12 protein-coding genes are annotated in these 16,349 nt (G+C 43.5%); 2 read left to right on the top strand and 10 right to left on the bottom strand.

Annotated elements, in window-relative coordinates:
* Nucleotides 1-12 precede the first annotated feature (12 nt).
* Complete coding sequence (hydG, locus tag FDF36_RS10465) at nucleotides 13-1,431, top strand: [FeFe] hydrogenase H-cluster radical SAM maturase HydG (protein ID WP_220391294.1); 1,419 nt, start codon at nucleotides 13-15, stop codon at nucleotides 1,429-1,431.
* Nucleotides 1,428-2,612, top strand: a complete 1,185-nt coding sequence (gene hydF, locus FDF36_RS10460; protein WP_220391293.1) for a [FeFe] hydrogenase H-cluster maturation GTPase HydF — start codon at nucleotides 1,428-1,430, stop codon at nucleotides 2,610-2,612. The genes hydG and hydF overlap by 4 nt, the downstream gene beginning before the upstream one ends.
* Nucleotides 2,613-2,666: 54 nt before the next feature.
* On the opposite strand, the gene FDF36_RS10455 is transcribed toward hydF, so the two are convergent.
* From FDF36_RS10455 to FDF36_RS10410, 10 genes are all read right to left on the bottom strand, one after another.
* Nucleotides 2,667-3,863 (bottom strand): 6-bladed beta-propeller, encoded by a 1,197-nt coding sequence (locus tag FDF36_RS10455; RefSeq protein WP_220391520.1) that lies wholly within the window; start codon nucleotides 3,861-3,863, stop codon nucleotides 2,667-2,669.
* Nucleotides 3,864-4,086: 223 nt separating this feature from the next.
* Entirely contained in the window at nucleotides 4,087-6,396 is a 2,310-nt protein-coding gene (locus FDF36_RS10450; protein WP_220391292.1) for a beta-galactosidase, read from the bottom strand.
* A 246-nt stretch (nucleotides 6,397-6,642) separates the two neighbouring features.
* The gene (glmM, locus tag FDF36_RS10445) at nucleotides 6,643-8,031 is read right to left on the bottom strand and encodes a phosphoglucosamine mutase (RefSeq protein ID WP_005791020.1); all 1,389 of its coding nucleotides are present in this window, start codon (nucleotides 8,029-8,031) and stop codon (nucleotides 6,643-6,645) included.
* A 36-nt stretch (nucleotides 8,032-8,067) separates the two neighbouring features.
* Entirely contained in the window at nucleotides 8,068-8,712 is a 645-nt protein-coding gene (locus FDF36_RS10440) for a BamK family beta-barrel-assembly machinery protein (protein WP_008657631.1), read from the bottom strand.
* 142 nt (nucleotides 8,713-8,854) lie between these two features.
* Nucleotides 8,855-9,886: a DHH family phosphoesterase gene (locus FDF36_RS10435; protein ID WP_005791024.1), complete on the bottom strand. Its 1,032-nt coding sequence runs from the start codon at nucleotides 9,884-9,886 to the stop codon at nucleotides 8,855-8,857.
* Nucleotides 9,887-9,937: 51 nt separating this feature from the next.
* Nucleotides 9,938-12,037, bottom strand: coding sequence for a ComEC/Rec2 family competence protein (locus FDF36_RS10430; RefSeq protein WP_220391291.1), 2,100 nt, complete (start codon nucleotides 12,035-12,037; stop codon nucleotides 9,938-9,940).
* A gap of 9 nt (nucleotides 12,038-12,046) precedes the next feature.
* Nucleotides 12,047-12,697 (bottom strand): ribulose-phosphate 3-epimerase, encoded by a 651-nt coding sequence (gene rpe, locus FDF36_RS10425; RefSeq protein ID WP_220391290.1) that lies wholly within the window; start codon nucleotides 12,695-12,697, stop codon nucleotides 12,047-12,049.
* Nucleotides 12,698-12,860: 163 nt separating this feature from the next.
* Nucleotides 12,861-13,835 (bottom strand): methionyl-tRNA formyltransferase, encoded by a 975-nt coding sequence (gene fmt, locus FDF36_RS10420; protein WP_220391289.1) that lies wholly within the window; start codon nucleotides 13,833-13,835, stop codon nucleotides 12,861-12,863.
* A 94-nt stretch (nucleotides 13,836-13,929) separates the two neighbouring features.
* Nucleotides 13,930-15,720 carry a chloride channel protein gene (locus tag FDF36_RS10415; protein ID WP_220391519.1) on the bottom strand — a complete coding sequence of 597 codons (1,791 nt, stop codon included), beginning with the start codon at nucleotides 15,718-15,720 and terminating at the stop codon, nucleotides 13,930-13,932.
* On the bottom strand, nucleotides 15,720-16,283 hold the full coding sequence (locus tag FDF36_RS10410; RefSeq protein ID WP_008770002.1) for an L-threonylcarbamoyladenylate synthase: 564 nt from the start codon (nucleotides 16,281-16,283) through the stop codon (nucleotides 15,720-15,722). The genes FDF36_RS10415 and FDF36_RS10410 overlap by 1 nt, the downstream gene beginning before the upstream one ends.
* Nucleotides 16,284-16,349 lie beyond the last annotated feature (66 nt).

Raw genomic sequence — 16,349 nt, 5'->3', positions numbered from 1 at the left:
GCAACAAAAGACATGTATAAAGTAGATTCACCTGATGCTATCGACTTTATTAACCATCAGGAAATTATTGAAACACTGGAGTATGCCCGCGCCCATCGGAATGACCGGGAACTTATCCGAAATTTAATAGAGAAAGCCCGCCTTTGTAAGGGGCTCACCCACCGGGAAGCCGCCATATTGCTGGAATGTGCTGAAGAAGATCTTACTAAAGAGATTTTTCATCTTGCCAAAGAGATCAAGCAAAAATTCTATGGCAACCGCATCGTCATGTTTGCTCCGCTTTACTTATCCAACTATTGTGTCAATGGTTGTGTGTACTGCCCGTATCATCTCAAAAATAAAACCATCATCCGCAAAAAGTTAACTCAGGAAGAGATATGCCGGGAAGTTATTGCCCTGCAAGATATGGGACACAAACGCCTGGCACTCGAAGCTGGTGAAGACCCTGTGCGTAACTCAATCGATTATATACTCGAATCAATCCGTACCATCTACAGTATCCATCATAAAAACGGAGCTATCCGCCGGGTAAACGTGAACATTGCCGCCACTACGGTAGAGAATTATCGCAAGCTGAAAGATGCAGGTATCGGTACATATATCCTCTTTCAAGAGACATATCATAAAGAGAATTACGAACAGCTGCATCCCACCGGGCCTAAAAGCAACTATGCCTATCATACCGAGGCCATGGACCGTGCCATGCAAGGAGGAATTGATGATGTAGGCATGGGAGTCCTGTTCGGCCTGAATACATACCGCTATGATTTTGTAGGATTGCTGATGCATGCCGAACACTTGGAAGCCGTTTATGGCGTGGGACCGCATACCATAAGCGTTCCCCGCATCTGCTCGGCCGATGACATAAATGCCGAAGACTTTGAAAATGCCATTTCTGACGAGATCTTCCAAAAGATAGTAGCCGTTATTCGCATCAGCGTACCCTACACAGGCATGATTATTTCCACACGAGAATCGCAAAAGACCCGTGAAAAAGTGCTTGACTTAGGTATTTCGCAGATCAGCGGAGGATCACGGACCAGTGTAGGCGGTTATGCCGAAGCAGAAACTCCGGAAGAGAACTCCGCCCAATTCGATGTCAGCGACACCCGGACACTGGACGAAGTGGTCAACTGGTTACTGAAACTGGGCTATATTCCCAGCTTCTGTACAGCCTGTTATCGTGCCGGACGCACGGGTGACCGGTTTATGTCACTTGTCAAATCGGGACAAATAGCCAACTGCTGTTCCCCTAATGCACTGATAACCTTACAGGAATATCTGGAAGATTATGCCTCGGAAGAAACGAAAGCTCACGGAGTAGCCATGATAAAGCAAGAAATGCAACATATCCCCAACCCTAAAATCCGAGAACGGGCTTTAGAAAACCTGAAGCAAATTGCGGCAGGAGAAAGGGACTTCAGGTTTTGAAAACGTCTCCCCGCTCCAATCGCCTGCACATCGTCTTGTTTGGTAAACGAAACAGTGGCAAGTCGTCATTGATCAATGCATTGACCAATCAAAACGCCGCTTTGGTATCGGACATCGCCGGTACCACTACCGACCCTGTATATCAACCGATAGAAATGCATGGTATCGGTCCGTGTGTATTCATCGATACAGCCGGATTCGACGATGAAGGTGAACTGGGCTCCCTACGTATCGAACGAACCTTACAAGCTGCGGACAAAGCCGACATCGCACTGATGGTTTGTTGCAATACGGAACTTTCTGGAGAGCAACGATGGATAGAATTACTGAAAGAGAGGAATATCCCCTACCTGTTGGTACTGAATAAAGCCGATCTGTTAGAGAAACCGGATGAAGTCGCCGATAAATTGGAACAACAGACAGGACAACGTCCTTTGATTGTCAGTGCCAAAGAAAAAACGGGCATAGACTCAATCCGTCAATCTATTCTTCATCGGTTACCGGAACTTAACGAGCAACCGGATATTGTGGGAGACTTGGCCAACGAAGGCGATATGGTACTACTCGTGATGCCACAGGATATACAGGCTCCTAAAGGGCGACTTATCCTGCCACAAGTACAAACACTGCGCGAACTTCTTGACAAAAAATGCATCACCTTGAGCTGCACAACCGACCAATTGGACAATGCCCTCAAAGCCTTGTCAGCTCCCCCCTCATTGATCATTACCGATTCGCAGGTTTTCAGAACCGTCTACGAAAAGAAACCGCCACAGAGCCGGCTAACCTCCTTCTCGGTATTATTTGCCCGCTACAAGGGAGACATTGACTACTATACCGAAGGAGCGTATATCATCGACCAACTGACAGAAAATTCCCGGGTCCTGATAGCCGAAGCCTGTACTCATGCTCCACTGTCCGAAGACATCGGCAGAGTGAAACTTCCACGAATGTTGCGCAAACGTATCGGAGAGCAACTGCATATCGACATTGTTTCCGGAAATGATTTTCCTAAGGACCTGAATTGCTACAACCTGATTATTCATTGCGGAGCCTGCATGTTCAATCGCAAACATGTCCTGAATCGGATAGTCAAAGCTAAAGCACAAGGTGTCCCAATGACTAACTATGGGATAGTTATCGCATATATCAATGGCATTTTAGAACAGATAGATAAATAGACTGTCCCAATACTTTAATGATATCACCTTAGAAAAAGGAAACAATTAATAATATTATTTTATCTTATATATGATGAAAATCGGATTTTCATTGGCATTTCTTTTTTGCAATTCTTGTGGTACAGTAATTTGAGTTTGTTCTTTAAATGTTTCTATCTCATAAGGTGTAACAACCTGTACCAGATTATTTCCTAAGACACGTCCCCATATCGGGAACCGGTTATGCCCCTTACTACCTACCATACCTAACTGCATATTGATATCAGCTAAATTATAAGCACTTGTCTCAGGGATATCACACTGCTCCACAACAGTTTCTCCACTGTGTTTGTCCACCGAAGCCACATAATACTTCTCATTCAGCATCATGCGCAGATAAAAACGACGAGGTGTCTCAAAAATATCACTTACAAAAATATCACCGTTAGCAGGGAATCTTTTAATATCGCGAATATTGAGCCCACGAATAACCTCTTCATCCGAATTACTTAGACCGGCCACTAAAACAGGCTGTATGGTGTCTGCTGACAAACGGTAAATGGTATCATTGCTAGCTGTTTTAAACAAGACTGATGCCTGCTTCCCATCCGAAGGTGAACCCATTACTCCAAAAGTAAAGCCAGAATCTTCACGGGGTACCAACGGCGAATAGAAATCGTTCTTGGTAATTATCGCCCCGCCATCCTCTTGAAATACCCCAATACCAAAACTACCGTTCTGAAACGGCATAAGAGGCATAGCGATGGCACCAATGCGCTTGTTACCAAGGTGATGAGCATAAATAATGGGAGAATTTACAGGCAGGTCTTCCACAAACGTGCCTTCCAATGTATATATGCCAACCTTATTGCCGATAACATAGAAACGATTATCAGCCTCATCAGCCTGTATAAAACCTATCATACCATTAAAGTCATCGGGACCTTGCCCTTGGCGAAGGAATGTACGTAAAAAGTGTCCTTGGCGATCGAACTGTACGATACGGGCTTCCTTGCCCACCAATACATAAATATATTTGCTCGTGATGGCAAAGTCTACCACACCGTCTATCAACGAGGCATCATCATTGGTCATTTCCAAAGGGATATATTCAACTGACTCTATCTCATCAGCAATAGATAAAGTTGCCGGCGAATTAAGTGCATCACGAACGGAAGCGGTTAACAGACCTGTTTGGTCGACTTGATTTAAATTACAAGATGCCAAAACAAATGCGCCAATGGCAACCATGAAAAAAGACTTTGTGTTCATCATGTTTTAAAGTTATGTTTTGGTCAAAGATACAAAACATTTATTATGTTACCATTTTCCCCCGAATATTTTTCTATGAACCGAAAAGATATGTTCAAGAAAACATCTCTGTAATTTTGAAATCAGCCAGCATAGCATAATAGATTGTGAATGTTATAATTGGATCTTATAACATTCACTAATACTATTACTATCTACCTAATCTTCAGTGAAAATTCCTGTTTCAGTATTGAAACTCTTCCCCTTTGACATACACCCGATAATCCTTTATCATACCAGGGTATCCTTTTTCCGCACGGGGCAGATAGCGGAAACCGGTTACAGTATGGTCACCTCCCAAATCAATAACCAACTGATGCGGATAAGCATCACGGGCAACAGTCATCCAGTAAGTGGATTCCTGAAGGTCGAACACTTTATCTCCCGTACAGTTGCCACTACGTGTCTCTTCGCTGTCGGCATAGCGTATTCTCCACTTTTCACGTGAAATTGGCTTACCGTCGGCACCCAGTACATCGAGTTCGGCAATGGCTGCGATCTTCTTTCCGTCTTGGGCCGAAAGAGCTTCGAGGCAGAAGAAGCGTCCGGTATACTGACGATCCAAACGGATCTCCTGCCATCCGTTACCCGGAGTAAACGTACCTGTAGCAACAGGAGTTTCCTGCTTCAGATTCAGTTGTTCACCTTTCTTTCGATGGGTAGAAGCGCCTTCATTACGCAACCAATCCAGTATGGGTTTCTTCAGACCGCGAACAGAAGCTTTCTCAGGTCCCTTCAGATCAAGGACAATTATTTCATTTTCTCCCTCTTTCAGCCAACAACCGGGCATAAAAAGTGTTTGTTGCGGACCGATCTCCCAAAAACGTCCGATAGCAAGACCGTTAACCCACACCATACCTTTACCCCAGGTACTCATGTCAAGGAACGTATCGCCGACTTTATCCAGATGGAAAGTAGCCTTATAATAAGCAGGCATTGTCTGGGCCGTTCCACTTTTATATTTTTTGTCTTGCACAAATGAGTAATCGACTGGAAAATTGTAAACTGTCCAGTTCTTCAACTCCGTAGTTTGCTTTCCACAGACAAGTTCTACTTTTTCAGTGATACCTTTACGGTCATGGATGGACTCATCAAAGTTGACACGCCCCATAGCTTCTACCAGAATATCGATGCAGGTCCCTTTCTTCAAAGCCGGCAGTTGCAAAGTGAATTCACCACGACGACGGTCCAGACGAGCCAACAATTTACCATCGGCAAAAACTTGTGCCCAATCATGTACTTCTGTGATCTTCATCGTAGTGCCATTTTCGACAGGCTCCTGCAAAGTAGTCCGATACAAAATCGTTCCCCACCCCTGATCAAAAGCCTCCATCGGTTGTATATCCATACTCTCTTTAGCCTCGGGCAAATTGGAAAAGAGAGGAGCAACCTGAGTAAACTCCACTTCAGGTATCTCGATCACCGGGAAAGCTTCGGGAATCTCAGACAATTGTTCTCCTGCAGGCAGATAATTTTTCAGCAGATCACGAAGCTGGAAATATTTATCTGTAGTCCATCCCGGCTCACTGATAGGCGCATCGTAATCGTAAGAACTGCACATAGCAGAGTAAGACGGATTATTGGCACCACCCCAATGCCCGAAAGTAGTACCTCCATGGGCCATATAGAGACTGAACGAAATATTACGGTCGAGCATATCTTTGATACCCTGCACCATGCTTTTGGCAGGACGAGTCTCATGCTTGCGTCCCCAATGATCAAACCATCCACTCCAGAATTCGCTACACATCAACGGTGTGTCCGGACGAGCCTTTTTAAGGCGTTTAAATTGTTGTTCAATGTTGGCTCCCGTACCAAAATTGATAGTCCAGAGCAGATCGTCCAATCCATTCCGGTCGAAAGTACTGCTCCAATCACATTGGAAAAGGGGAACTTCGGTAAACCCGGCGCTTTTCACTATATCACGAATAGCCGAAACATAGGGTTTGTCAACTGCATAAGCACCATATTCATTTTCTACCTGCACCATGATAATGTTTCCTCCGCGAGTGATTTGCAAAGGTGCAAGCTGTTTTCCGACTTCTTTCATAAAAATTGCAGTGCGCTCCATAAAATAAGGATCGAGTGTACGAAGTACGATATCTTTCTTCTTCAGTAACCACCAGGGAAGTCCGCCCATCTCCCATTCGGCACAGACATAAGGACCCGGGCGTACAATCACATACATCCCATGCTTCTGAGCCAGGCGGCAAAAAGCGGCTATATCATTTTGTCCGGTAAAGTCGAACTGTCCCTCAGTCTGTTCATGGATGTTCCAAAATACATAAAGACAAATCGTATTCATCCCCAATGCCTTACACATCTCGATGCGATGCTCCCAGTAAGGAGCCGGAATACGGGTATAATGTAACTCGGCAGCCTTAACCGTAAAAGGCTTACCATTCAAAAGGAAAGTGCTTTTCCCGATTGTGAAATTTTGCGCTGCAACAGGCAACGAAAAAATCAAAATGAGAAGCAGAATCAGTTTTTTCATGTTCTTATTAAATTGTTTTGAGTTTTTGAGTCGTCTCACTAAAGCCTCCTTTCTTTTCAAAGAAAGGCAATGTTTCCGATATCCGGCATAGGTTTATCCCATGATATTGCCGAAAACAGAAAGTACAAAGAAACGGGAAATATTATTTCGAAAAAATAGACTTTGTTAAAAAAAAGATGGATTATATTATGATCAAAAAAGGCTGCATCGTTACCAATGCAGCCTTTCGTATATTTATTAAATGACTTACTTAGCCAATTCGTTGATTACATTCATAATCTTCTGTCCGATCTCCTCAGCAGCTTCCATAGTCGATGCTTCGCTATATATACGAATAATCGGTTCGGTATTGCTCTTACGCAAGTGTACCCACTTATCGGCAAAGTCAATTTTCACACCGTCAATATCATTGATCTCTTCATTCTTATAGATATCTTTCACTTTAGCAAGAATAGCATCTACATCGATTTCCGGAGTCAGATCGACACGGTTCTTAGCAATGAAATAAGGAGGATAAGTTGCACGCAACTCACTAACCTTCTTACCTTCGTGTGCCAGGTGGCTAAGGAATAATGCGATACCTACCAAAGCATCACGTCCGTAATGGCTGGCAGGATAAATCACTCCACCGTTTCCTTCACCACCGATCACGGCATTTGTTGCTTTCATCTTGGTCACTACATTTACTTCGCCTACAGCAGAAGCATTGTATTCCATACCATATTTGCGGGTTACGTCGCGCAAAGCACGGGTAGAACTCAGATTGGATACAGTATTGCCCGGAGTATGTTTCAATACATAGTCTGCCACCGTAACCAGTGTATATTCTTCACCATACATCACACCGTTTTCGCAGATCATCGCCAAACGGTCTACGTCTGGGTCAACGACAAACGCTACATCAGCTTTTCCACCCTTCATCAGATTCATGATATCTCCCAGATTTTTCTCCAACGGTTCCGGATTGTGGGCAAAGTTTCCGGTCGGTTCGCAATAGAGTTTTTCGACGTGTTTCACTCCCAGACGTTCCAACAATTCGGGCAGGATGATACCTCCTACAGAGTTCACACAGTCGATAGCCACTGTGAAATCAGCTTTTTTGATAGCCTCAACGTCTACCAAATCAAGTGCCAATACACTGTCGATATGTTTTTTATTATAAGTCAAGTCTTTGCGATAAGATCCCAAATGATCGACATCCGCATAATCGAACTCCTCGGCAGCAGCAATACGAAGTACTTCTTGCCCTTCGGCCGCATTCAGAAATTCTCCGTGCTCATTCAGTAATTTCAGTGCATTCCATTGTTTGGGGTTATGTGATGCAGTCAGAATGATACCGCCACAAGCCCCTTCCATTGTAACAGCCAGTTCGGTTGTCGGAGTAGAAGCAAGATCGATATCAACTACGTCCCAGCCCATACCCATCAAAGTACCGACTACGACATTCTTTACCATCTCACCGGAAATGCGGGCATCACGGCCCACTACTATCTTGTTACTTTTTGATTTGCATGTTTTGCGAATCAAAGTGGCATAAGCCGACGTGAATTTTACAATGTCAAGCGGGTTCAGTCCTTCGCCTGCGCCTCCGCCAATGGTTCCACGGATACCAGAGATAGATTTGATTAGAGTCATAGGTTGTTGTTTTAGAAAATTGGTTATTTAGTAGTTTTAGTTCAATGCTTTCTGAAATTTACGAATATCGTAGAAATAGGGGTTTACATATTGGTTTGCACTCTGATGTCCCATCTTCGAAGGTACAATCATTCTCACATGGGCATAATTGGTAACATACTTTAAAGCAAGCAGCCATCCGGGAGGAACATCCGTCGTACCATATTTGGCATACATCGACCCCTCTGTAAATACACCGGCTACTGAAGTACCGTTATCCACATAGCGGAAAACGTCCGGATAAGTATAGTAGTTCGGATAATTTTCGAAACCGGGAAGCACCACATTGAAGCAAGTGGTATCGTTAGCCTTGATATCGTGCTCTACAAAGCGTACGGCTACAATATTGTTATTCTTGATAGAGTCATTTTCCGGTTTATCGGTAACAATACCCTTATCCACAATTTGCATGTAGACTCCGTTTGAGAAAGCCACGTATTCGTTCTTGGTCGTATCCGTTTTATATCCGTTTGCTTCAAAGTCACTCTCGGAAATAGTCTGGATATTGTGTTTTTTAATAAAGGCGTTTACTGCGTCTTTCTCTTCATCCAGCATTTCAGCATAAGTCTTCGAATTGTCGCAAGCCTGGAACATATATCCAAAGGCTAACAAGGAAAAAAATAACAATAGAAGTTTTTTCATTTCTGTATCTTAAGTATATTCCGTACAAATGTATTTTAAATTAGTCGAATCTTTAGATTTAAAAGCAGAAAGTTCAAGTCTTTTAACCTTTGACTTTCAACTTTTAACGGAAGAGCGATGAGCCAACCATTAACTTACCACTTTATTCTTTCAAAAGTGGTTTATATTTTTCCAATGCTTGTTCAAACACTTTTACAGCCTCTTCCATAGTACCGTAAAATTCTCCTCCGGACGCATTGAGATGCCCGCCGCCATTGAAAAATTCCGCAGCTAACCGGTTACAGGGAAACTTACCTACTGAACGGAGAGAAATCTTAATCATTTTCTTTTCGGTGTCCTCACGTAGAAAACAAGAAAAACAGACATTCTTGATAGACAGAGGTATGTTGACAAACCCCTCGCTATCCCCTTTGATATAATCAAATTTGCCCTGTTCTTCCTTTGTCAGTGAAATAAGGGCGGAATTGTAATCTTTATACACCTTCATATTCGATAACACATATCCCATCAGACGCAAACGGCTTTCGGAATAAGTATTGTAGACTTTCCGGTAAATATCATCTTTATCGATTCCTTTTGAGAGTAACTCGCTGATGATGAAATAGATTTCACGATTATTAGAGTTATAAGTGAACCCTCCGGTATCTGTCATCATACCCGTATAGATACATTCGGCTCCTTCTTTGGAGATATCACTAAAATATCCCATCCGGCAAATCAATCGAAACACCAGTTCGGAAGTAGAGGAAATCTCAGGATGTGAAATGGTAATTCTGCAAAAATCTTCAGGATAAAGATGGTGGTCTATCATTATTTTGCGCCCCGGCGAAGCGGCCACTATATCACTCATTTCATCAATACGCTTCAGCGCATTAAAGTCAAGACAACAAATGACATCTGCCTCCATAATCAGCTTGTCGGCAAATTCCTGGTAACGGTCATACAGCAAAATATCCTTGCTGCCCGGCATCCATTTCAGAAAATCGGGAAAAGCATTGGGGACAATCACATTGACAATTTTATCTTGAGAATCCAAAAAATGATACAATCCCAATGATGAACCAATGGCATCTCCATCAGGTGACACATGAGATACAATTACTATTTTGTCGGCCCGTTCAAACCATTTGGTAAAATGATCAATATGAGCCTGGGCAATCACTTTAGTCAGCATAACTTGTTTGTATAAATATTGAGTTGGCAAAAATACGATAAATCTTTGTACTTAGAGCAAAAACCTCACAGAACCTTCGTCGGAAAGGGAGATAAAATGCAACCCTAACCGGCGGCATTCTTCACTATAAGTCTCTTTATAATAAGCAGACAGAGAAGAATCCAAAATAACTTCGCCGCAATGAAACAAACCTACCAATGACTCCAACTTCCCTGTATAGCCTTTGCATACATACAAATAATCTATGTTTAACGGTTCAGCAACGGTTTTGTTCCGCCAACGATTGTCACTAACCATACAAATACGTTTATTACCGAACATTAGCAAATGATCTTGCATCCAAAAACCGGACGAATGAAAATTGTCTGTTATAGCAACCGGAACGTCCAGATGCAGTCTATTCCAATATCCGGCTACTGCACGCGAAAGCCGTTTTTCATCCGGAATACTATCCGCATAAGCCAACCACGACTTACCACAAGCCTCAATACAATGCACCACCGGACATCCCCGGACATTATAGAAAACAATGCTTTGTACCGGACGGTCCATCATTCTGCTCACCCAATGAAAACTTCCCATAGCCAAGATACAAATACCCAAAGCATATAAACATTTCAAACTGCGCACTACTTTATAACGTATACCGATCAACAAGACCAGATAAAAAGCAAAAGCTTCTGCCGGATAGATCCAGACACGATCTATAGATGCCAACGGTAAATGTTCCACCCAACGGACCGTAGTATTCAACCAATCAACAAGAGATCTCACTACCACTGAAAATCCTGTATAAAGCATAGGAAAAGGAGTGAGTACCAGCAATGCTACCGTTGCATACATAATGACTGAAACAAGTGGAATTACCAACAGATTAGTCAGCAAAAAAAGAGTAGGAAATCTGGAGAAATACAATAAAACCAAAGGAGCAGTACCTATCTGTGCAGCAAGCGAAACACTTATTAATGCCCATACCTTCTTTAACAAGCTATTACCGACCGGCAATTGGCGGAACAGCCAGGGATATAATAACAGAATAGCTGCAACTGCTGAAAATGAAAGTTGAAATCCTACATCGAACAGCCAAAAAGGATGAACCACCAACATGACACATGCAGTCAGTGCAAGTGTATTGAGTGAAATACCTGTACGCCGGGATAAAACCGACAAAGCCAACAGTGAAAACATGATAACGGAACGGACGACCGAAGGAGACAGACCGGTAAAAAAAGCGAATCCCCATAATGAGGTAATTATCACTACCGCACGAAAAAGTCTCACACCCAAAGCATTCCCGGGCAACCACTTCAGAAAAAACAGAAGCATCATATACAGAAACCCGATATGAAGTCCGGAAAGTGCCAGTACATGACTGGCTCCCGATACAGAGTAAGTTTCCCGAATATCTTCGCTCAACTCCTCCTTATAACCTACAGTAAGTGCGGCAAGTACGGCAAATTCATCCGGATTAAACTTCAAAGCACGATATTGGTCGAGAATCCGCTCCCGGTATTCCAATGCAATCTGCCTGCATGATCGGGAAAACCGATATCCGGTAATTTTCCAATTTCCACTTGCAACAAAAGCAACCCCGCTAATCCCTTTGTAGCGCAGATAACGCGCATAATCAAATTCATCGGGATTACCATTATTTGAAGGTGGAGATACATGAGCAAGAAATATTAACTCATCCCCACTACGTAATCCCTCGGACAATGAATCCTTCGATATATAAAGCAAAACTTTTCGATTTACCGGCATGGTGCACACTGAATCCTGCCTTTCTTCCAAAAATGCCCGGCAAAGGAAACTATGTTCCTTCGGCTCCGGTTGTTCCGTCAGTACAGCATGGTAAACACATTTTTGTTCCGAGAAAGAATAAAGCGTCTGTTGCAAAGCCTGATTTATTCCACCTGCTCCTCCAAAGAACACGAACAGGTACAAAATACAGCCGAACATCCAGCGTAAAGAGTAACGGTGAGAAAAATAAACGATCAGGAGCAGAAGGAATAATCCTGCCAGCCCTCCTGCCAGCACGCCCTCCGAAACACAGACTCCCCTAAAAAACAACCCATTGCCAACAAGAAAGCCTGCTATCAGAGGAAATAGCAGGCGTATAAAAGGATATCGGTGTAAATACTGAAAGTTCACAAGACGGCTCTACAGCTCTTTCATGGCGTGAATCATTCCCTCCGGGTTCTCAGCAGCAAAAATAGCATTTCCTGCCACCAGTGCATCTGCCCCGGCAGCTATCAGACGGACACCTGTTTCCAGATTTACTCCTCCATCTACTTCGATCAGTGCTTTAGATCCGGTACGCTCAATCAGTTCACGAAGCTCTTTCACTTTCTCTACCGAATGTTCAATAAATTTTTGTCCGCCAAATCCGGGATTCACACTCATAACCAGCACCATATATACATCCCGGATAATATCCTGCAACAGGGCTATCGGAGTGGCTGGATTGATAGTGACCGCCGGTTGCATACCTGCTTCACGAATCTGTTGCACGACCCGGTGTAAGTGGGGACATGCCTCGTAATGCACATTCATGATGTGGGCACCCAATGCCTTCACTTCAGGAATAAACTTTTCCGGATTGACTATCATCAGATGTACATCCAACGGCTTTGAAGTTAACTTAGCTACATATTTCAGTACCGGAAAGCCAAAAGATATGTTCGGCACAAATACTCCGTCCATAATATCAATGTGCACCCAGTCTGCTTCACTACGGTTGATCATCTCAATGTCCTTTGCCAGATATGCGAAATCTGCAGAAAGGATAGAAGGGGATATAATTGGTTTCATATTCATCATTCTTAAAATAATAGCACAAAATTAACAAAAAAACATCAGGGCTCCCCCTCAATAACAATTTATTTGGCAGAAATTCTTTTTCTGCTATTTCAATTTCATAATTATAATCAACGGGATCGGCTCATATCCCAAAAGGATAATGCACAATCTGTCATTACTCAGCCTTCATCTTAAATGCTTCAGTCAGATGGAATCCACGTAAAAGTTCATCTGTCCTCAGTCTCTTTTTACCTGGCAACTGCAACGAAAGGACATTTACAAATCCATCCGGCACAGCCACTCTCAGAAAGTTTTTTCCATCAGTAACAATGCTTCCGGGAGCCAGCGTATGCATCTTTGGCAACTTCTCACTCTCAAAGATTTTCACGACAACCGCTTCCCCTTCCGGATTCACCAACTCACTCCATGCAGCCGGATAAGGCGAAAGCCCACGAATAAAATCATAAACCCGTTTCACCGGCTGACTCCAGTCAATCCGGCAGGTCTCTTTAAAAATCTTCGGAGCCGGACGAAGTTCGCCTGCCACTGCCATTTCTTCCTGAGGAATTGATTTCACCTTTCCCTCCAGAATAGCGTCTACAGTTTCTATAACCAACCGACCGCCCAAATGCATCAACTTGTCATGCACAATCTCTACATTGTCCGTATCGGCAATGGGAATACGTACTTGCTGGATTACTTCTCCCGTATCTATTTCATGTTTCAGGAAAAAAGTAGTAATACCTGTTTCGGTGTCTCCGTTGATCACTGCCCAGTTTATAGGCGCTGCTCCACGGTATTGCGGAAGCAGAGAAGCATGGAGATTAAAAGTTCCCAGACGTGGCATATTCCACACCACTTCAGGCAACATACGAAAAGCTACAACAATCTGTAGATCAGCTTTCCACTCACGTAATGCCTGAATAAATTCTTCATCTTTCAGTTTTTCCGGTTGCAGCAAAGGCAGTTGATGATCCAGTGCATATTGCTTTACCGGAGAATACTGAATTTTATGTCCGCGACCGGCAGGTTTATCGGGCATCGTAATCACTCCAACCACATTATAACCGCCTTCAACCAGACATCGCAGGGCCTCCACGGCAAAGTCCGGAGTCCCCATATATACAATCCTTAAATCTTCTTTCTTCATAATTTATAAGTTATGAGTTTCACACTGCAGATTACGAAAGTAACGAATCGCCTCCAAAGTACACTATCCGTTACTTACGGGCATCGCCGTTCCGTCAATCTTCCGAGAAATGTACCAATACCTGGCGATACGAATTAAATATCTTAGATTTGGATACAAATCCCAGATATTTTCCCTCTTCGTTGACTACCGGTAAGTTCCACGCTTTTGTATCGTCAAAAGTCTGCATCACCTGTTCCATGCTATCTGTATCATACAGACGGGCAGGGACCGAGGTCATCAGTTTACTAACGGTAAAACGATGATAAAGTTCCTGACGGAACATGATGTTCCGGATATCGTCCAGCAGCACGACGCCCAGCAGAACCCCGTCTTTGTCCGTCACAGGAAACATATTACGATGCGAAGTCGAAATCGCCTTCACCAATTCACCCAGATCCATTTCCGGACGCACGCTGACAAAGTCAGTTTCAACCACATTTTCAACTTTCATCAGTGTCAATACAGCTTTATCTTTGTGATGGGTCAGCAACTGTCCCTTTTTAGCCAAACGCATAGAGTAGATACTATGCGGTTCAAACACGATGATTGTCAGATACGAACTGACCGAAACAATCATCAGAGGCAGGAAGAGGTCGTATCCACCCGTTAGCTCGGCAATCAGGAATACTCCCGTCAGAGGGGCATGCATGACCCCACTCATGACTCCTGCCATTCCCATTAGAGCAAAGTTCTTTTCCGGCAAAGTCGAAGTAAAATCAAAATCATTGCTAAAGTGGGAGAAAACAAAACCGGCAATACATCCCAGATACAACGAAGGAGCAAAAATACCACCACATCCGCCTCCACCATTAGTCGCACTCGACGCAAAGACTTTCAACAGAATGATCAGCACCAGATAGACCAACAGCAGATTGCCATATCCATAGAACAAGGAGTTATTCAATACCGTATCCCAATCGGCATTACTCGCACCGTTCAGCAATAATTCAATCGTATCGTAACCTTCACCGTAAAGAGGCGGAAAAAGAAAGATGAGTACACTGAGCATCACACCACCCAATGCCAACTTCTTATACGGATTGGAGAGTTTGCCAAATACTCCTTCCACAGAGTTCATAGCACGAGTGAAATAAAGCGATACCAACCCACAAAAGATTCCCAAAAGAATCACATAAGGAATACGCTCCAATTCAAAAGGCTGATCCAGATGAAATTTAAACATAGCCTCCTGTCCGGTCGTAATATACGAAACAGTGGCAGCTGTGACAGCCGAAATCAGCAATGGTAATAAAGACGACATGGTAAGATCGATCATCAGTACTTCCAGCGTAAACACCAGTCCGGCAATAGGCGCTTTAAAAATACCTCCGATGGCACCCGCCGCCCCACAGCCTACCAGCAACATCAACGTACGGTGTTCCATCTTGAACATACTTCCCAAATTCGATCCGATAGCCGATCCAGTAAGTACAATAGGGGCCTCGGCTCCTACCGATCCGCCAAAACCGATGGTAATGGCACTGGCAATGGTAGACGACCAGATATTATGTCTTTTGATACGCCCCTGCCTCCTCGAAATAGCATAAAGAATCTTCGTGACTCCATGGCTGATATCATCCTTTACGATATTGCGTACAAACCATCCGGCAAGAAAAATACCGACCACCGGATAAACCAGATACAAGTAGTTGGCCTCCGTCGTATTAAAGTTGTCTGTCAGGAAATTCTGTATCGTATGAATAAAGAATTTTAGGAGCAGTGCAGCAATGGCAGTAAAAATACCAACCAGAAAACTTAAAATGAGAATAAACTGCTTTTCTTTGATTTTATTCTCGCGCCAGATAATAAAGCGCTGTAATAAACTTATCTTTTCTTTTTCCATCATTCGCGAATAATCTTGATCACTCCACCTTTATCCAGTTTAATGATACTCGATGGTTTAGGACGGCTCATATCATCCTGCCGGAAATTGACAATGTAGTCTACCGACGATTTTATTTCTTCGCTGATTTCATTGAAATTGGCAGCTCCCGGCTGTCCGCTGACATTGGCAGATGTCGAAACAATCGCTTTGCGAAACTGCTGGCACAAACGACGGGAAAACGCCTCGTTTGTCACCCTGATGCCTACGCTTCCATCCTCTGCAAGCAGATTTGAAGCCAGATTGCGGGCACCGGAATAAATGATAGTTAATGGCTTATCGGCAACCTCAATCAAATCCCAAGCTACCGAAGGAACATCCTGCACATAGAATTCCACTTTCACCGGCGAGTCTACCAATACCAGCATCGCCTTACTGTCAGCACGTCGTTTTATCTCATACACCCGGCGCACAGCGTCTTCATTGGTAGCATCACAGCCAATTCCCCAAACCGTATCGGTGGGATAGAGAATCACCCCGCCTTCGCTCATCACTTGACAAGCTTTTTTAATGTCTTCTATCATTTCTTGATCTATTTCTTGTGAGAATAACGTGCAAAAATACTAATTTTGCCCAATAATAACAAAGGT

It is taken from the genome of Bacteroides fragilis, from assembly GCF_019583405.1.
Lineage (GTDB): Bacteria > Bacteroidota > Bacteroidia > Bacteroidales > Bacteroidaceae > Bacteroides > Bacteroides fragilis_B.
Note: the sequence above shows the minus strand (reverse complement) of the source record. Positions and strands in the feature narration are given on the sequence as shown.